This window comes from Oryzomicrobium terrae, assembly GCF_008274805.1.
In the GTDB taxonomy this organism is placed as follows: Bacteria; Pseudomonadota; Gammaproteobacteria; order Burkholderiales; family Rhodocyclaceae; genus Oryzomicrobium; species Oryzomicrobium terrae.
In genome coordinates, this window is sequence record NZ_CP022579.1 from 2819044 (window position 1) to 2836082 (window position 17039).

A 17039-nucleotide genomic window follows, 5' to 3' on the forward strand; every position below is an offset into this window, starting at 1 on the left:
GAATAATCTCGGTCGGCATTGTACGGAAGAAGCCCCCGCCCCTCAGGCCGGCAGGGCCTCGCGGCGCGGCGCGGCCACCGCTGCCGGCTGCGCGCCCCGCCCCTGCCAGAGCCGGGCCTCGAACATCTCCACCAGCCGGGTGGCCGCCGGCCACTCACCGTTGGGGGCATAGAGCACCACCCATTCGACGTCGGGCAGGGCCGGCAGACCCTCGCGCACCCGCACCAGCCCCGGGCCAATCAAGCTGAGCGGCAGGGGCGATACTGCCAACCCGGCGGCCACGGCCTGGCGCAGGCCGGTGTGGCTATGGCCGGAAAAAGCCTGGCGCCAGGGAATACCCGCCTGGCCGAGGGCCGCCTGGGCGACCACACGGAAGATGCAGCTTTCCTGAAACAGGGCCAGGGGCAGGGGGCGTTCGTCCGCGGCGCCGCCCCGCTCGCCGGTCACCCACACCATGGGCTCACGCCATAGGGGCCGCCCCTCGGCGGTGGGCTGGCTGCCGACGCGCTTGATCAGAGCCACGTCCAGCTCGCCGGACTGAACCCGGGCGGCCAGGCGCGCCGACAGGTCGCATTCCAGGGCCAGGCGGACCCGGGGGTAGGCCTGGTGGAAGTCATCCACCACCACGCCCAGATCCCGCTCCATGATCTCTTCGGCCAGGCCGACGCGTAGGCTGCCGGCCAGCTCCGGCTCGCTGAAGCAGCCCACCGCCTCGTCGTTGAGACGCAGGATGCGCCGGGCGTAGTCGAGCAGCAGCAGCCCCTCGGCGGTCGGCCCGTCGAGGCGGCCCTGGGAACGTACCAGCAGGGGGTGGCCCACCAATTCTTCGAGACGCTTGATCTGCAGGCTCACCGCCGATTGAGTTCGCCCCAGGCGGCTGGCGGCCAGGGAAAAACTGGCGGCGTCCGCAGTGGCGACCAGGGCGCGCAGCAGATCCATATCGAGGTGACGAGGCATCATTTAATTCCAAAATATTGGAAAGACAATTATCAATTTATCAAATTTTGCAGCAACCGCTAGGGTGACGGGGTGTTGTCCAAACCGCATCTTTTGGAGCCCCCCCATGTCCAGCGCATCCACTACCCTGTCCCGTCCCCTTGCAGGAGACGGCGATTCCGCCCCTCTCGCCACCACCCCGAGCCGCACCGCTCTGGTTGCCGCCGGCATCGCCTTCAGTGTCATCTGGAGCTCGGCCTTCGTCGCCGGCAAGGTCGGCCTCTATTACGCCGGCCCCCTGACCATCCTGGCCATGCGCTTTTTAGCCGCCGGGCTGCTACTCGCCGGCGTGTGCGCCCTCCAGGGCCGCAGCCTGCGCGGCATGACCCTGCCGGGCCGCACCCTGGTGGCAGGGGTGCTCTACAACGCGGTGTACCTGGGCCTGGCCTACTGGGGCATGCAGGCTACGCCGGCGGCACTCACCTCGATCCTGGTCAGCACCTGCCCGTTGCTCACCTTGCTGCTGGCGGCCCTGATCGCCGGCGAACGGTTGACACCAGCCAAGCTCCTCGGTGTCGGCCTGGGGCTGGCTGGCGTGATCTGGATCACCCAGCACCGCTTAGCGGTAGACCACCTCGATCCGTTGTCCCTCGCCGCCATTCTGGCCGGAACCCTGGCACTGGCCCTGGGCACCGTCCTGACCAAGCGGGTGGCGGGGAGCCAGGACATGCTGGTGGCAGTGACCCTGCAGATGTTGTGCAGCGGTCTGGTGCTGCTCCTGCCCGCCTGGGGCTGGGAAGGGTTGCGCTTCGAAAACGCCTGGGGGTTGTGGCTGAGCCTGGGCTACAGCGCCGGGGTGGCGTCCCTCGGCACCACCCTGCTGATGTTCTGGATGCTGCGCCACGGCCAGGCCGGCAGCGCCAGCAGCTTCCACTTTCTCAACCCCTTCTTCGGCACCCTGTTTGCAGTGGCCTTGCTTGGCGAGCCGCTCTACAGCAGCGATCTGCTCGGGGTGTTGCCCATCGCCCTGGGCATCGTGCTGGTGGCCCGAGGTGGAATCGGCTCGCCCCGCTCCCCCCGGTGAGCGCGCCGGGCTGATAAAATCGGGGTTTTCGCACGCTCCGGGACACGCAGCCGACGGATCTTCCGTTTGATCCGCCGCCTTCCCGGGGCGACGCGCACTCCGGGGCTTGGGCCGCCAGGTTCCGCCCGCCGCCGCCCCTCATCCGCTTTCACGCCCGCGCCATGACCGACCGTAAGAACGAGCACGTCCCCGCCGCCAACTTCATCCGTAACATCGTCGAAGCCGACTTGGCCGCCGGCAAGCATGCCAGCCGCCGCTGGGCCGGGCGCCCCGGCCCGGCCGCCGTCCAGGCGGAAGCCCCCCTGGATGCGGCCAAGATCCGCACCCGCTTTCCGCCGGAACCGAACGGCTACCTGCACTTCGGTCACGCCAAGTCGATCTGCCTGAACTTCGGCCTGGCTGAGCAGTTCGGTGGCCGCTGCCACCTGCGCTTCGACGACACCAACCCGGAAAAGGAAGAGCAGGAGTACGTCGATTCGATCATCGACGCGGTGAAGTGGCTCGGCTTCCATTGGCAGGACGGGGTAGAGGACAACCTCTACCACGCCTCCGACTACTTCGACTGGATGGTGCAGTTCGCCGAATCCCTGATCGAAACCGGTCACGCCTACGTGGATAGCCAGTCCGCCGAGGAAATGCGCGCCAACCGGGGCACCCTGACCCAGCCGGGCAAGGACAGCCCCTACCGCAACCGCAGCGTGGCCGAAAACCAGGACCTGTTCCGCCGCATGCAGGCCGGGGAATTCGCCGACGGCGCCCACATCCTGCGTGCCAAGATCGATATGGCCTCGCCCAACATCAACCTGCGCGACCCGGCCATCTTCCGTATCCGCCACGCCACTCACCACCGCACTGGCGACAAGTTCTGCGTGTACCCCATGTACACCTTCGCCCACCCGATCGAGGATGCGCTGGAGAACATCACCCACTCCATCTGCACCCTGGAGTTCGAGGACCAGCGCCCCTTCTACGACTGGCTGCTGGAACGCCTGGCTGACGCCGGCCTGCTGCTGCGCCCCCTGCCCCACCAGTACGAGTTCTCGCGCCTCAACCTGACCTACGTGGTGCTGTCCAAGCGCAAGCTGATCCAGCTGGTGGAGGAGAAGCACGTCGAGGGTTGGGACGACCCGCGCCTGCCCACTCTGGTGGGCGCCCGCCGGCGTGGCTACACGGCCGAAGGCTTCCGTCTGCTGATGGAGCGGATCGGCGTGACCAAGTCCGACTCCCTGATCGACTATTCGGTGCTCGAAGAGTGCATGCGCGAGACCCTCAACGAATCCGCCGAGCGTCGCATCGCCGTGCTCGACCCGTTGAAGCTCATCATCACCAACTACCCGGAAGGCCAGAGCGAGGAGTGCCACGCCCCCAACCACCCGCTCAAGCCCGAGCTGGGCAAGCGGGCCATGCCCTTTAGCCGGGAGCTGTGGATCGAGCGCGAGGACTTCATGGAAGAGCCGGTCAAGGGCTACCACCGCCTCTATCCGGGCAATATGGCCCGCCTGCGCTACGGTTTCGTGGTGAAGTGCACCGGCTGCGAGAAGGATGCCGCCGGCAACGTGACCGCCGTACTGTGCGAGTACCTGCCCGACTCCAAGTCCGGCACCCCGGGCGCCGACAACTACAAGGTCAAGGGCAACCTGCACTGGGTGTCCGCCGCCCACGCCTATGCCGCCGAGGTGCGCCTCTACGACCGGCTGTTCAAGGTCGCCAACCCCGGGGGACGCCGCGGGGGCGACCCGGAGGAGCTGGAGCGCGACTTCCTCGACGACATCAACCCGAATTCCAAGGTGGTCATCGGTGCCCAACTCGAGCCGGCCCTCAAGGATGCCAAGGCCGAGGAACGCTTCCAGTTCGAACGCCACGGCTACTTCGTCGCTGACCGGGTCGACTCCAAGGCTGGCGCCCCGGTATTCAACCGGGCGGTGACCCTCAAGGATTCCTGGGGTCACGGGGCCAAGTAAGGGACGAGACGATGACCACAACTACAACCTTTACCCAGTCCCTGGCTGCCGCCTGGCAGAAGAACAACTCGCTGCTGTGCGTCGGCCTCGATCCCGAGCCGACCAAGTTTCCCATCCACCTTCAGGGCCGGCCGGACGCCATCTTCGAGTTCTGCAAAAGCATCGTCGATTCCACCGCCGACCTGGTGTGCTGCTTCAAGCCCCAGATCGCCTACTTCGCCGCCCATCGGGCCGAAGACCAGCTCGAAGCCCTGATCGCCCACATCCACGGGCGCCACCCGGGCATCCCGGTGATCCTCGACGCCAAGCGCGGCGACATCGGTAGCACCGCCGAGCAGTACGCCATCGAAGCCTTCGAGCGTTTCCAGGCCGACGCCATCACCGCCAGCCCCTACATGGGCCGGGATTCGGTCACCCCGTACCTGGCCTACCCGGACAAGGGGGTGATCCTGCTCTGCCGCACCTCCAACCCCGGCGGCAGCGACCTGCAATTCCTCGACGTGGGCGGCGGCGAAAAGCTGTTCGAGCGGGTCGCCAAGCTGGTCGCCAGCGAATGGAACACCACCGGCCAGTGCGCCCTGGTGGTAGGCGCCACCTTCCCGGCCGAGATCGCCCGGGTGCGCAGCATCGTCGGCGACCTCCCCCTGCTGGTGCCGGGCATCGGTGCCCAGGGCGGGGATATCCAGGCCACGGTGGAGGCGGGCAAGACCGCTGGCGGGACCGGGCTGATGATCAGTTCCTCCCGCGCCATCCTCTACGCCGGCAAGGACGAAGGTTTCGCCGCCGCCTCCCGCCAGGTGGCCCTTGCGACCCGGGACGCCATCAACCGCTACCGCTAACCCGACGGGCGCCACCTGCTCTGGCGGGCCCGGGTCTGCTTCCCCGCTTTCTACGCCTCTCCCCCATGTCTGCTCTGCCTCGTTTCGCCCTCCCCCATGGCGCTTACCAAGCCCGAGACAGCCGCATGGCCAACGGTAAGAAAAACCCAGCCAGGGTGTGGGACGGAGCGTGCAAGCTGTCCGGACACCATATCCCTGTCGCGCTACTGGCGGCGCTGGCGAGCATGCCCATCCACGCCGCTCCCCGAGATTTGCCGGTTCCCGGGGGCGTCGCCGTCGTCCCCCTGGAGGCACCGGCCCACCAGGCCATCGCGGCCCGGCTGGGGGACGCGCCCGTGGCGGTGGTCAAGGAGGGCGGACGCTGGCTGGCCCTGGTCGGCATCCCCCTGGAAACGCCGCCTGGCCCCCTGCCCCTCACCGTGGAGACAGGCGGTACGACCCGCTTCACCACCATCGAGGTACGCGCCAAGGATTACCCGGTGCAACGCCTGACCGTGCGCAACCAGCGCCACGTCACGCCCCTGGAAGAGGATCTGCGCCGCATCGCGCAGGAAAAGCAGCTCACGGACCAATTCAAGCGCCAATTCTCCCCAGCCTGGCCCGAGACTACCTTCACCCTACCCGCAGAAGGCCACCTTTCCTCGCGCTTCGGCCTGCGCCGTATCTTCAACGGCGAGCCGCGCAACCCCCACGCCGGGCTGGACATCGCCGTCGGCACCGGCGCGCCGATCCGCGCCCCGGCGCCGGGCAAGGTGCTCGACACCGGCAACTATTTCTTCAACGGCAACACGGTTTTTCTCGATCACGGCCAAGGCCTGATCACCGCCTACATGCACCTGTCGCGCATCGATGTCAAAGCCGGCGACAGCGTGCCACGCGGCGCCCAGCTCGGCGCCGCCGGTGCCACCGGCCGAGTGACCGGACCGCACCTACACTGGGCGGTCTTTCTCAATGGCACTGCCGTCGAGCCGGAACTGTTCCTGAAAACTCCCTGAGGAATAAGACCGAAAAGGGAAGGCAAGGCCTTCCCTATTACACATCCCCTGCACGGGCAAATCGTAACGGCCATTAGCACTAATGGCACCGCCGGCTTGCCATGGGCTCGACACTGCCTCCCCCCAGCTACCATTACCATGTGTCACTACCACCAATTGCGCGCACCCGCCCACGACCTGAGAGCGCTTGCCATCGACTCGCCCTCGCTAGTTACGGCAGCCTCCCCGGCCAGCTCTCAGCCAATCACTTAATCCTGACTCTGCACCGTAGTCTTTAGGTTGAAAATACATCGATCAATATTGTTGACCACAACACGAATTGATCACCAATGTAACTTCCTGGATCATGAGGGCAGCTGCGGCCACTACAGAAATATCACGTTGCCAAACACCAAAGAAAAACGGGCACCCGAAGGTGCCCGTTTCAACTTCAGATCGTCGTAAGACGATTAGAAGCGATGTTGCACGCCGACCATCAGGGACTGGGCGTTCTTACCGGCAACGCCGGTCAGACCTTGAGCCACAGCACCGTCGATACGGACTTGGCCATTAGCATTCCAAGTACCGCTGTTGTCATCCTTGATCAGACGAGCGTAGGAGGTGTACAGATTGGTACGCTTGGACAGATCGTAGGTGTAACCCAGGCCCCACAGCTTGGCGCCGTCATTGGAGGGGGAGCCAGCGGTGTTGTTGTAGGCTTGGGTGTAAGCAGCGATAACCTTGTGCTTGCCGAGGAACGGCACGGTCACGCCCACGTTCCACAGGCGGCCCTTCAGATCGTTGTCGGAACCGACAGTGTTCTTAGCGGCAGAGCCTTGGCTGTAGTTGGCGAAGAGCTTCACGACTTGGAAGTCGTAGGAAGCGCCCAGGTACCAAGCATCAGCACGGGGCACGGAGCCGGCAACGGCAGTCGGAACGGTGCGGGCGTTGTGGTAAGCCAGGCCAACGTACACGGGGCCATTGGCGTACTGAGCCAGAGCACCGAAGGTGCGGCCAGCTTCGTAGGAGTTGCCGCCCAGGTTGTTGGCGTTGCTATTGTTTTCCTGACCGGTGGAGTAACCAGCACCGAAGGTGAAGCCGGCGAAGGAGGGGGACACGTACAGAGCAAAGTTGTTCAGACGGTCGGCGTTACCCGGAACGTAGCCCATCAGGTTGTTCAGGGTGCCACCCAGGCCCAGAGCGAACGGGTCGGTGGAAGCCTTGACAGCGTAGAACGGGGTGTACTGGCGACCGAAGGTCAGCTGACCCAGGGTGTTGCTCTTCAGGCCGGCAAAAGCCTGACGCTGGAAGATGGCGGAGCCGTTGGTCACGTTCTGCACGTTGGTAGCACCGGTGTCACCACCGTTGGTGCCGTGCAGGGTGGACTGGCCGTTATCCAGGGACAGGCCCATTTCCAGGGTCCAGATGGCGGACAGGCCGTTGCCCAGGTCTTCCTGACCCTTGAAGCCCAGACGGGAGCCAGCTTGCTGGCCGGACTGGATACGGAAGTCGGAGCCGCGGTTGCCACCGGCGCCAGAGGAGGCCCATTCGGCACCGACGTCAACCAGACCGTAGATGGTGACGTTGGACTGAGCGAAAGCCGGAGCGGCGGCGAGGCCGGCGACGGCGAGGGCGATCAGCTTCTTCTGCATATCGATCTCCTAATAATTAGCGGGTGAGGTACCCAAAAGCTCTCATCCGAGAGTTGAGTGGATTTTGGCAAGGGGGGAAGGGAGGGGCAACCTGCTTTCGCCTCTACCCTCTTATCAATGTGCCATGCGTTGCAAAAAAACAACAACGCATGGCACTTACATTCAGAGAACTTCAACAACGACGTCCAACCTCATGAATTAAGAGAGGTTCGGCGCAGCGCAAATGGTTTCTGGCATTAGCGGGAATGAAACAGGCCAGCCAAGGCCACCCCAGGATCGTCGGCACGCATGAAGGCCTCACCCACTAGGAAAGCATCCACATGATGCTGACGCATCAACGCCACATCGCTGCGTGCCAGGATGCCGGACTCCGTCACCACACGACGACCGGTCGGGATGCGCGGCAGCAGGTCCAGGGTGTTCTGCAGACTGACCTCGAAAGTGCGCAGATTGCGATTGTTGATGCCGAGCAAGGGCGTCTTGAGCTGCAGCGCCAGATCAAGTTCGTCAGCATCGTGCACTTCCACAAGCACGGCCAGCCCCAGGGAATCGGCCACTGCTTCCAGCGCTTTGAGGCGTGCCAACTCCAGGGCCGCGACAATCAGCAGGATGGCGTCTGCCCCCATGGCGCGGGCTTCCACAACCTGGTACTCGTCCACCAGGAAGTCCTTGCGGATCACCGGCAGGTTACAGGCCGCACGGGCCTGTTGCAGGTAGTCGGGCGCCCCCTGAAAGAATTGCCGGTCCGTCAGTACCGACAGGCAGGCCGCACCGTGGGCGGCGTAACTGGCGGCAATGGCCGCCGGATCGAAATTGGCGCGCAGCACGCCCTTCGACGGGCTGGCCTTTTTCACCTCGGCGATCACCCCGGCCTGGCCGGCGGCGATCTTGGCCTCGATGGCGCCGACGAAGTCGCGCACCGGGTTGTCCCGGTTGGCAGCCTCGGCCTCTGCGCGCAACGCCGCCAGGGGCTTGGCGGCCTGGGCGGCGGCCACTTCCTCGGCTTTTACTGCAAGGATTTTCTTCAGGATGTCGCTCATGCCGACTCCTTGAACTGCCGGGTAAAGGCGATGAACTGGTCGAGCTTGGCCCGGGCCGCGCCGCTGGCGATGGTCTCCAGGGCCAGGTCCACGCCCTCGGCCAGGCTCGGTACGTGGTCGGCCACGTAGAGGGCCGCCCCGGCGTTCATGGCGACGATGTCGCGGCCGGCGGTGTGGCGGTTCTCCAGGGTGGCGATGACCATCTCCTGGGATTCCTGCACCGACCCCACCTGCAGGGCGCGGGGATCGTGCACCGGCAGGTTGAAGTCCTCCGGATGGATTTCGTACTCGCGGATCTTGCCGTCCTTGAGCTCGCCGATCAGGGTGCGGCCGGACACGGAAATCTCGTCGAGCCCTTCCAGGCCGAACACAGTGAAGGCGCGCTTGGAGCCGAGCCGTTGCAGCACCCGGATCAGGATGCCCACCAGGTCGGCGTGGAACACGCCGAGCACCTGGCGCTCGGCCCGGGCCGGGTTGGTCAGGGGGCCGAGGATGTTGAAGATGGTGCGCACCCCCAACTCGCGCCGCACCGGGGCCGCGTGCTTCATCGCACCGTGGTGGTTGGGGGCGAACATGAAGCCCATACCCACCTGGTCGATGCAGCGGGCGATGTGCTCCGGGGTCAGGTTGATATCGGCGCCCAGGGCCTCCAGGGCGTCGGCGCTGCCCGACTTGCTCGATACCGAGCGGCCACCGTGCTTGGCCACCTTGGCCCCGGCCGCCGCCGCCACGAACATGGAGGTGGTGGAGATATTGAAGGAGTGGGCGCCGTCGCCGCCGGTGCCAACGATATCCACCACCGCATTGGGATCGGCCACCGGCACCGGAGTGGCGAACTCGCGCATCACCTGGGCAGCGGCGGCAATCTCGCCGATGGTTTCCTTCTTCACCCGCAGGGCGGTGGTGATGGCGGCGATCATCACCGGGCTCATTTCGCCGGACATGATCTGGCGCATCAGGCCGAGCATTTCGTCGTGGAAGATCTCCCGGTGCTCAATGCAGCGGGTCAGGGCATCCTGCGGGGTCATCGTGCGTGCTCCTTCAAAAAGTTGGCCAGCAGATCATGGCCGCGCTCGGTGAGGATGGATTCGGGGTGGAACTGGACGCCCTCGACCGCCAGGGTCTTGTGGCGCAGGCCCATGATCTCGCCATCGTCGGTCCAGGCAGTGATCTCCAGGCACTCGGGCAGGGACTCGCGCTCCACCGCCAGAGAGTGGTAGCGGGTACAGGTGAGCGGATTGGGCAGGCCTTTGAACACGCCCACGTCCTTGTGGTGCACCGGCGAGGTCTTACCGTGCATCAGCTGCTTGGCGTGCACCACCTTGCCACCGAAGGCCTCACCGATGGACTGGTGGCCCAGGCACACGCCGAGGAGCGGGATCTTGCCGGCGAACTCGCGAATAGCCGCCAGGGATACCCCGGCCTGGGCCGGGGCGCAGGGCCCCGGGGAGATCACCAGGTATTCCGGATCGAGCCGGGCGATCTCGGCCAGGGTGATGGCGTCGTTGCGATACACCCGCACGTCCTGCCCCAGCTCGCCGAAGTACTGGACGATGTTGTAGGTAAAACTGTCGTAGTTGTCGATCATCAGCAACATGGCGTGTTCCTCACGGCAAGCGGGTATCGAGGCCGCCTTCGGCCATTTCCGCGGCACGCAGCACGGCGCGGGCCTTGTTCTGGGTTTCCTGCCATTCGGCGTCCGGGTTGGAATCGGCGACGATGCCGGCCCCGGCCTGGACGAGCAACTGGCCGTCCTTGAGCACCGCGGTGCGGATGGCGATGGCCAGGTCCATGTCGCCGTTGAAGCCCAGGTAGCCCACGGCCCCGGCGTAGATACCGCGCTTGACCGGTTCCAGCTCGTCGATGATCTCCATGGCCCGCACCTTGGGGGCGCCGGAGACGGTGCCCGCCGGGAAGGTGGCCTTGAGCACGTCCAGAGCGTCCAGGCCCGGCTTGAGGCGGCCTTCTACGTTGGAGACGATGTGCATCACGTGGGAATAACGCTCGATCACCATGGTGTCGGTGAGCTTCACCGACCCGGTGGTAGCCACCCGGCCCACGTCGTTGCGGCCCAGGTCGAGCAGTTGCACATGCTCGGCCCGTTCCTTCTCGTCGGCCAACAGCTCGGCGGCCAGGGCGGCGTCCTCCTCGGGACTGGCCCCGCGCTTGCGGGTGCCGGCGATCGGCCGCAGGGTGACGCGCTTGCCCTGCCCCTGCTCATCGCCCTGCCCTTCGACCCGGACCAGGATCTCCGGCGAGGCGCCGACGATGTGGAAGTCTTCCAGGTTGAAATAGAACATGTAGGGCGAGGGGTTCAAGCTGCGCAGCGCCCGGTACAGGGCCAGGGGCGTGGCGCCGAAAGGCTTGACCATGCGCTGGGAGAGCACCACCTGCATGATGTCGCCCTCGGTGATGTAGCGCTTGGCCTTGACCACGGCCTCCTTGAAGCGGGCCTCGCCGAACACCGAGACGGCGGGCTGGGAGGCGCAGGGCGTTTCCGTGGGCACGGCGGCGGGCTGGCGCAGCTTGGCGAGCAGTTCCTTGAGGCGCGCCTGGGCCTTCTGGTAGGCGCCGGGAAAGCCCGGCTCGGCATAGACCACCAGGGTCAGCTTGCCGGACAGGTTGTCCACCACCGCGATCTCTTCCGAGAGCAGCAGCAGGATGTCCGGGGTGCCCAGGTCGTCGGCCTTGGCGGTGCGGGTCAGGCGCGTTTCGATGTAGCGCACCGTGTCGTAGCCAAAAGCGCCCACCAGGCCGCCGCAGAAACGCGGCAGACCGGCCACCGGGGCGACGCGGAAGCGCTTCTGGAAGCGGGCGACGAAGTCGAGGGGATTGGTGTCGTCCTCCCGCTCGGCGATGCGGTTGTGGTTGAGCACCAGCACCTGGTGGCCGTGCACCGCGATGCGGGTCGGGCTTTGCAGGCCGATGATCGAGTAGCGGCCGAAGCGCTCGCCGCCCTGCACCGATTCAAGCAGGTAGGTATAGGGCGCGTCGGCCAGCTTCAGGTAGATGGAAAGGGGGGTGTCGAGATCGGCGAAGGTCTCGAGGGTCACCGGGATACGGTTGTACCCCTGCGCGGCAAGCGCGTTGAATTCGGTTTCGGTCACAGCAACCTCGCAAGCAGGTTTTTACTTCTTTTGAACGCCCCCGTGCGGGGAGGGGCGCGTCGTTGCCCGGGTGTCAGCCGTCCGGGCCCGGACGGGGGATTAATGTTGGCGCGGCGAGCGCCACCAACCCTGCCACGATTGCCAGCGCTGCTGGCCGATCAGGCATTCCGTCCGGAGTACGACGTTCTTGCGGGTCACGATGGAGAAGAGTGCGGAGTTTGGTTCAGCTAGGTGATGACGCCAGAGACACAATCGAGGCCCCTGTGCGGATTTCGCCATTCCATGCGGCTACCACCCGGGCGGCCTCATGAAGGTCCGATACTAGCGCATGGCAGGAAGCGACGTCTACCGGCGACGCCGTCACCGGCCGCCCCTCGTTGTAACCGTAGGGCACGCCGATGGTCAGGCAGCCGGCGCCCCGGGCGGCGATGAAGTCGTTGCTCGAATCGCCGACGTGGACGTTCTCTTCCGGCCGGCAGCCCAACAGCTCGCAGGCGTGGCGCACCGGCGCCGGGTCCGGCTTTTTCTGCGCCAGGGTGTCGCCGGACACCACCGCGGCGAAGTAGCCGGCCAACCCCTGGCGTTCGAGCAGCGGCAAGGTGAAGGCCTCGGGTTTGTTGGTCACCACCCCGAGCTTGAGGCCCTGGGCCGCCAAGGCGTCCAGTCCGGCGAACACGCCGGGATAGGGCTGCGCCGTCCGGCCGTTGGTCTCGGCATAGTGGCGGCGGAAGGCGGCAATGCCGGCCTGCACCAGCCCGGGCGCGGGCGGCGCCTCCCAGGTCAGGCAGCGCTCCACCAGCACCGCCATGCCCTTGCCGACGAAATTGCGCACCTCGTCGTCGCTGCGCGGTGGCTGGCCCAGTTCGGCCAGCATGGCATGGCAGGCGGCGGCCAGATCGGGCACCGTGTCGAGCAGGGTGCCATCGAGGTCGAGGGTAACCGAGAGAAGCGCCATCACAATCCTTTACCGCCGAGGGCGGCGACGACGGATATCAGCCCGTCGCGCGCCCTCTGCATGTCACGTTAGACCCCGGCCAACTCGGCGCGCAGGGCGGCGATGACCGAGTCGTAGCGGTTGGGGTCGCTGTCCTTGCCGGCGCCATAGACCGCCGAACCGGCGACGAAGGCGTCGGCCCCGGCCCGGGCGATCTGGGCAATGTTGTCCACTTTCACTCCGCCGTCGATCTCCAGGCGGATGCTGCGGCCGGTGCGGGCGGTGTAGGCGTCGATCTTGGCCCGGGCCTCGCGCAGCTTGTCCAGGGTGCCGGGGATGAACTTCTGCCCGCCGAAGCCCGGGTTCACGCTCATCAGCAGCACCACGTCGAGCTTGTCCATGACGTAGTCCATGTAGTGCAGCGGCGTCGCCGGGTTGAACACCAGGCCGGCCTGGCAGCCGGAATCGCGGATCAGGCCCAGGGTGCGGTCCACGTGGTCGGAGGCTTCGGGATGGAAGGTGATGATGTTGGCGCCGGTCTTGGCGAAGTCCGGGACGATGCGGTCCACCGGCTTGACCATGAGATGCACGTCGATCGGCGCGGTGGTGCACGGGCGGATCGCCTCGCACACCAGGGGGCCGATGGTCAGGTTGGGGACGTAGTGGTTGTCCATCACGTCGAAGTGGATCCAGTCGGCGCCGGAGGCGATCACGGCGGAGACTTCTTCGCCCAGTTTGGCGAAGTTGGCGGAAAGGATGCTGGGGGCGATGACGTGCATGGGGAGTCGGGCCAGTGGCGCTAAGTAGATTCAGGCACAATTTTAGCGCGAACCCCGCCTCCCCTCCGTGGTCAGAGTGCAACCGCCCCGAGCGTCGCGGCGATTCCCTTGCCAGCAGCCGGAGCGGGACGACCTCTGCCCCCTTTCCCACAACAAGAGCAGCCATGGCCGATCACTCCTCCCCACCCCCTACCGACACCGGCACCTACAAAATCCGCGTCACCGCCACGCCCCAGTTCCTTCCCGAGCAGTCGGACAGCGAGGAAGGGCGCTACGTTTTTGCCTACACCATCATCATTGAAAACATCGGCACGGTCGCCGCCCGGCTGATTTCACGTCACTGGGTGATCAGCGATGCCCGTAACGACGAGCAGGAAGTGCGCGGCATCGGTGTGGTGGGTCACCAGCCCCTGCTCAAGCCGGGCGAACGCTTCGAATACACCAGCGGCTGCATCCTGCCGACGCCGGTAGGCACCATGCGCGGCAGCTACCAGATGGAAGCCGAAGACGGCACCACCTTCGACGCAACGATCCCGGAATTCACCCTCGCCGCCCCGCGGGTGCTGCACTAAGCCCCTGCCCAGCCCCACGGCTCTGGGCCCTCCACATAGCCAGCCCCTATCGCCAACATAGGGGTTAGCTATAGCAACCGATTGATTTAAATCAACATTTACCAACCCACCCCACCGACAATCCCCTGCTGATGAAAAGGTTTTTCACCAGCAAAAGGGAGATGTCATGAAAAAGAGAACCGCTCTACCCCTCCTCTTGGCCGGCCTGCTCGTCGCCGGAGGCAGCCAGGCCGCCGACCCCTACGCCAAGTTCAAGGAACTGTTCAAGCCGCTGCCGGCCATTGCGCCGATTCCGGCGGACAACCCCCAGACCGAAGCCAAGGTGGAGTTGGGCAAGATGCTCTATTTCGACGCCCGCCTGTCCGGCGACGGCACCATCGCCTGCGCCACCTGCCACAACCCGGCCCTGGGCTTCACCGACCGCATCCCCCGGGCCATCGGCCACGGCGCCGCCCGCGGCCCGCGCAACTCCCCCACCACCCTGAACGCGGCCTTCCTCACTTCCCAGTTCTGGGACGGCCGCGCTCCCACCCTGGAAGCTCAGGCCCTGGGCCCCCTCCAGGCCAACATCGAGCACAACATCACCCTGGACAAGGCGATCGCCGTGCTGAAGGGCTTCCCCGAGTACCAGAAGCGCTTCGCCGAGGTGTTCGGCGGCAAGGATCCGGTCACGCCGGACAACCTGGCCAAGGCCATTGCCGCCTTCGAGCGCACCCTGATCACGCCGAACTCTCCCTTCGATCGCTACCTGGCCGGGGACGAATCGGCAATCAGCACCCAGCAGAAGAAAGGCATGAAGAGCTTCGTCGAGAAAGGCTGCGTCGGCTGCCACAACGGCCCCAACTTCACCGACGGCAACTTCTACGCCATCAAGGTGCCGGGCTCCACCGACGAAGGGCGCTACACGGTGACCAAGAAGGAGAGCGACAAGCACGCCTTCCGCACCCAGACCCTGCGCAACGTGGCCCTGACCTACCCGTACTTCAACAACGGCTCGGTGTGGAAGCTCGACGAGGCGGTGAAGATCATGGGCAAGGAAATGCTCAAGACCGACCTGAGCAAGGATGAAGTGGACGATCTGGTGGCCTTCTTGCACGGCCTGACCGGCGAGATGCCCAAGTTCACCATCCCCGCCCTGCCGTAAACCACACGACTCACCGCAACTACCGACGGGGGCAGCAGCCCCCGTTTCCATTGGAGCGCCTGGAAACTGCCCCCTGGGGCAGGGCCATCCTCCCGGGCCGGCTACGGACGCGCAACCGAGGGGATACGACCGGCCAGCCATCGTCAACCACGATGGCTGTTTTTCACCCCTCTGAAAGTCCGCGACTGGCGCGGAGTTTCATGAGGCACCAAAAGCGCCATCGCGGTTGACGATGGCATGACACACACCTCAACACCTCCATGAGGCCAGCCAGGCCCGGGCACCAGGCCCCACGGTCCAGCCTCCCCGCGCTCACGCCTGCGCCGTCGCGCCGCCAGACAAGTCCACGAAACGCCGCGCCAGGCGATACCACCTCAGCGATCTGCGGCGTTGGGGGGCGGAATGCGCCCCTCGTCCATGCGCTCGCCGTAGATTTCCACCCCCATCAGCAGGGCGATCAGGGCCACGATCACGGCACTGGCGATCAGGCCGAAGATCAGGGTGCCACGGCGTTCCGCCCGCGCCGCGGCCTGCTCGGCCGACCGCCGCTCCGCGACGGAATCCTTTGTTTCGTTCATGGCTAGCCACATCCAAACGGTAAAGGCGCCATTATCCGCCCGGCCGGCCGCCACAGACCTGCCAGGGAAGCAGCCCCAAAACGAACAAGCCCGCACGGCGGCGGGCTTGTCCAGGGGTGGGCGTGCGGCCTAGCTACGGTAGTCGGCGTTGATCTTCACGTAGTCGTAAGAGAAGTCGCAGGTCCACACGGTGCCGGCGGCGCTGCCGCGGCCCAGGTCGATGCGCACGGTGATCTCGGCGGACTGCATGACGCGGGCGCCGTCCTCTTCCCGGTAGGCGGCAGCACGACCACCGTGCTCGGCCACCAACACGGTGTCGTCGCCGGCGGCCAGCCAGACGCGGATGCCGTCCACGTCCAGGTCGGCGATGCCGGCGTAGCCCACCGCCGCCAGGATGCGGCCCAGGTTGGGGTCGGAGGCGAAGAAGGCGGTCTTGACCAGGGGCGAATGGGCCACGGCGTAGGCCACCTGGCGGCATTCTTCCCGGGTTTTACCCCCTTCCACGGCGACGGCCATGAACTTGGTGGCGCCCTCGCCGTCGCGCACGATGGCCTGGGCCAGTTCCCGGGCCACGTCGATCAGGGCGGTGCGCACCTCGGCCCAGCCCGGCTCGTTGCCCGAGACGAAGGCCACGCCGGCCTGGCCGGTGGCGGCCACGACGAAGGAATCGTTGGTGGAGGTGTCGCCGTCCACGGTGATGCAGTTGAACGACTGGTCCGCCGCCTCCTTGGTCACCGCTTCCAGCAAGGACTGGGCGATGCCGGCGTCGGTGGCGAGGAAGCCGAGCATGGTGGCCATGTTCGGCCGGATCATACCAGCGCCCTTGGAGATGCCGGTCAGGGTGACGGTCTTGCCGTCCACCACCACCCGGCGCGAAGCGGCCTTGGCCACCGTATCGGTGGTCATGATGCCGTGGGCGGCGGCGTGCCAGTTGTCGGCCTTGAGGTCGGCAATGGCCGCCGGCAGGCCGGCCACCAGGCGATCCACGGGCAGGGGCTCCAGGATCACGCCGGTGGAGAACGGCAGCACCTGGCCCGCCGTCACGCCGAGCTTTTCAGCCAGGGCGGCGCAGGTGGCGTTGGCCGTGGCCAATCCCGGGGCACCGGTGCCGGCGTTGGCGATGCCGGTGTTGACCACCAGGGCACGAATGCCTGCGGCGCCGTCCCGGGCCGCCGCCAGGTGGCTGCGGCACACCTGCACCGGGGCGGCGCAGAAGCGATTGGCGGTGAACACGCCGGCCACGGTAGAGCCTTCGGCCAGGGTGATCACCGTCAGGTCGCGGCGGTTGGCCTTGCGGATGCCGGCCTCGGTAACGCCGAGACCGACGCCGGCGACGGGGAACAGGGCTTCAGGAGCGGGAGTGGCGTAATTGACAGGCATGGGAGGTACCTAACAAAAAAGAAAAAGGGGCGACGGCGGCGGCACGAAGCCCCCGCCAC

16 protein-coding genes are annotated in these 17039 nt (G+C 66.1%); 6 read left to right on the forward strand and 10 right to left on the reverse strand.

Going from position 1 to position 17039, the window contains the following annotated elements; genetic code table 11:
- Positions 1 to 42: 42 nt before the first annotated feature.
- The gene (locus OTERR_RS12760) at positions 43 to 960 is read right to left on the reverse strand and encodes a LysR substrate-binding domain-containing protein (protein ID WP_149425992.1); all 918 of its coding nucleotides are present in this window, start codon (positions 958 to 960) and stop codon (positions 43 to 45) included.
- 103 nt (positions 961 to 1063) lie between these two features.
- Here OTERR_RS12760 and OTERR_RS12765 point away from each other — a divergent pair, with 103 nt between their 5' ends.
- The 4 genes from OTERR_RS12765 to OTERR_RS12780 all read left to right on the forward strand — a co-directional run bounded on the left by OTERR_RS12765 (position 1064) and on the right by OTERR_RS12780 (position 5815).
- A complete protein-coding gene (locus OTERR_RS12765; protein ID WP_149425993.1) occupies positions 1064 to 2020 on the forward strand; it encodes a DMT family transporter in 957 nt (318 codons plus the stop codon).
- Positions 2021 to 2181: 161 nt separating this feature from the next.
- Positions 2182 to 3981, forward strand: a complete 1800-nt coding sequence (locus OTERR_RS12770; protein WP_149425994.1) for a glutamine--tRNA ligase/YqeY domain fusion protein — start codon at positions 2182 to 2184, stop codon at positions 3979 to 3981.
- Between the two features lie 11 nt (positions 3982 to 3992).
- Positions 3993 to 4820 (forward strand): orotidine-5'-phosphate decarboxylase, encoded by an 828-nt coding sequence (gene pyrF / locus OTERR_RS12775; protein WP_149425995.1) that lies wholly within the window; start codon positions 3993 to 3995, stop codon positions 4818 to 4820.
- 224 nt (positions 4821 to 5044) lie between these two features.
- Positions 5045 to 5815, forward strand: a complete 771-nt coding sequence (locus OTERR_RS12780; protein ID WP_149425996.1) for a peptidoglycan DD-metalloendopeptidase family protein — start codon at positions 5045 to 5047, stop codon at positions 5813 to 5815.
- 449 nt (positions 5816 to 6264) lie between these two features.
- On the opposite strand, the gene OTERR_RS12785 is transcribed toward OTERR_RS12780, so the two are convergent.
- The 7 genes from OTERR_RS12785 to rpe form a co-directional block, all read right to left on the reverse strand.
- Entirely contained in the window at positions 6265 to 7446 is a 1182-nt protein-coding gene (locus OTERR_RS12785) for a porin (protein ID WP_149425997.1), read from the reverse strand.
- A gap of 236 nt (positions 7447 to 7682) precedes the next feature.
- Entirely contained in the window at positions 7683 to 8486 is an 804-nt protein-coding gene (gene trpC / locus OTERR_RS12790; RefSeq protein ID WP_149425998.1) for an indole-3-glycerol phosphate synthase TrpC, read from the reverse strand.
- On the reverse strand, positions 8483 to 9514 hold the full coding sequence (trpD, locus tag OTERR_RS12795; RefSeq protein WP_054622205.1) for an anthranilate phosphoribosyltransferase: 1032 nt from the start codon (positions 9512 to 9514) through the stop codon (positions 8483 to 8485). Before trpD ends, trpC begins: the two co-directional genes overlap by 4 nt.
- Positions 9511 to 10083 carry an aminodeoxychorismate/anthranilate synthase component II gene (locus OTERR_RS12800; RefSeq protein WP_149425999.1) on the reverse strand — a complete coding sequence of 191 codons (573 nt, stop codon included), beginning with the start codon at positions 10081 to 10083 and terminating at the stop codon, positions 9511 to 9513. The genes trpD and OTERR_RS12800 overlap by 4 nt, the downstream gene beginning before the upstream one ends.
- A gap of 10 nt (positions 10084 to 10093) precedes the next feature.
- Positions 10094 to 11593, reverse strand: coding sequence for an anthranilate synthase component I (gene trpE / locus OTERR_RS12805; RefSeq protein ID WP_149426000.1), 1500 nt, complete (start codon positions 11591 to 11593; stop codon positions 10094 to 10096).
- Between the two features lie 223 nt (positions 11594 to 11816).
- Complete coding sequence (locus OTERR_RS12810; RefSeq protein ID WP_149426001.1) at positions 11817 to 12548, reverse strand: phosphoglycolate phosphatase; 732 nt, start codon at positions 12546 to 12548, stop codon at positions 11817 to 11819.
- A gap of 68 nt (positions 12549 to 12616) precedes the next feature.
- Positions 12617 to 13306, reverse strand: a complete 690-nt coding sequence (rpe, locus tag OTERR_RS12815) for a ribulose-phosphate 3-epimerase (protein WP_149426002.1) — start codon at positions 13304 to 13306, stop codon at positions 12617 to 12619.
- A gap of 164 nt (positions 13307 to 13470) precedes the next feature.
- Here rpe and apaG point away from each other — a divergent pair, with 164 nt between their 5' ends.
- Together apaG and OTERR_RS12825 are read left to right on the forward strand one after the other, a co-directional pair.
- Positions 13471 to 13878, forward strand: a complete 408-nt coding sequence (apaG, locus tag OTERR_RS12820; protein WP_054622200.1) for a Co2+/Mg2+ efflux protein ApaG — start codon at positions 13471 to 13473, stop codon at positions 13876 to 13878.
- Between the two features lie 166 nt (positions 13879 to 14044).
- Positions 14045 to 15022, forward strand: coding sequence for a cytochrome-c peroxidase (locus tag OTERR_RS12825; RefSeq protein ID WP_149426003.1), 978 nt, complete (start codon positions 14045 to 14047; stop codon positions 15020 to 15022).
- A 374-nt stretch (positions 15023 to 15396) separates the two neighbouring features.
- On the opposite strand, the gene OTERR_RS12830 is transcribed toward OTERR_RS12825, so the two are convergent.
- Entirely contained in the window at positions 15397 to 15600 is a 204-nt protein-coding gene (locus tag OTERR_RS12830; protein WP_054622198.1) for a hypothetical protein, read from the reverse strand.
- 129 nt (positions 15601 to 15729) lie between these two features.
- Positions 15730 to 16980, reverse strand: a complete 1251-nt coding sequence (gene argJ, locus OTERR_RS12835; protein WP_149426004.1) for a bifunctional glutamate N-acetyltransferase/amino-acid acetyltransferase ArgJ — start codon at positions 16978 to 16980, stop codon at positions 15730 to 15732.
- Between the last annotated feature and the right edge of the window lie 59 nt (positions 16981 to 17039).

What these genes read in the sequence shown, in the direction of transcription:
- OTERR_RS12785 (WP_149425997.1), bottom strand. Translation starts at nt 7,446, where the DNA reads ATGCAGAAGAAGCTGATCGCCCTCGCCGTCGCCGGCCTCGCCGCCGCT.
- OTERR_RS12765 (WP_149425993.1), top strand. Translation starts at nt 1,064, where the DNA reads ATGTCCAGCGCATCCACTACCCTGTCCCGTCCCCTTGCAGGAGACGGC.
- rpe (WP_149426002.1), bottom strand. Translation starts at nt 13,306, where the DNA reads ATGCACGTCATCGCCCCCAGCATCCTTTCCGCCAACTTCGCCAAACTG.
- OTERR_RS12800 (WP_149425999.1), bottom strand. Translation starts at nt 10,083, where the DNA reads ATGTTGCTGATGATCGACAACTACGACAGTTTTACCTACAACATCGTC.
- argJ (WP_149426004.1), bottom strand. Translation starts at nt 16,980, where the DNA reads ATGCCTGTCAATTACGCCACTCCCGCTCCTGAAGCCCTGTTCCCCGTC.
- OTERR_RS12825 (WP_149426003.1), top strand. Translation starts at nt 14,045, where the DNA reads ATGAAAAAGAGAACCGCTCTACCCCTCCTCTTGGCCGGCCTGCTCGTC.
- pyrF (WP_149425995.1), top strand. Translation starts at nt 3,993, where the DNA reads ATGACCACAACTACAACCTTTACCCAGTCCCTGGCTGCCGCCTGGCAG.
- trpC (WP_149425998.1), bottom strand. Translation starts at nt 8,486, where the DNA reads ATGAGCGACATCCTGAAGAAAATCCTTGCAGTAAAAGCCGAGGAAGTG.
- OTERR_RS12780 (WP_149425996.1), top strand. Translation starts at nt 5,045, where the DNA reads ATGCCCATCCACGCCGCTCCCCGAGATTTGCCGGTTCCCGGGGGCGTC.
- OTERR_RS12810 (WP_149426001.1), bottom strand. Translation starts at nt 12,548, where the DNA reads ATGGCGCTTCTCTCGGTTACCCTCGACCTCGATGGCACCCTGCTCGAC.
- trpD (WP_054622205.1), bottom strand. Translation starts at nt 9,514, where the DNA reads ATGACCCCGCAGGATGCCCTGACCCGCTGCATTGAGCACCGGGAGATC.
- OTERR_RS12830 (WP_054622198.1), bottom strand. Translation starts at nt 15,600, where the DNA reads ATGAACGAAACAAAGGATTCCGTCGCGGAGCGGCGGTCGGCCGAGCAG.
- apaG (WP_054622200.1), top strand. Translation starts at nt 13,471, where the DNA reads ATGGCCGATCACTCCTCCCCACCCCCTACCGACACCGGCACCTACAAA.
- OTERR_RS12770 (WP_149425994.1), top strand. Translation starts at nt 2,182, where the DNA reads ATGACCGACCGTAAGAACGAGCACGTCCCCGCCGCCAACTTCATCCGT.
- OTERR_RS12760 (WP_149425992.1), bottom strand. Translation starts at nt 960, where the DNA reads ATGATGCCTCGTCACCTCGATATGGATCTGCTGCGCGCCCTGGTCGCC.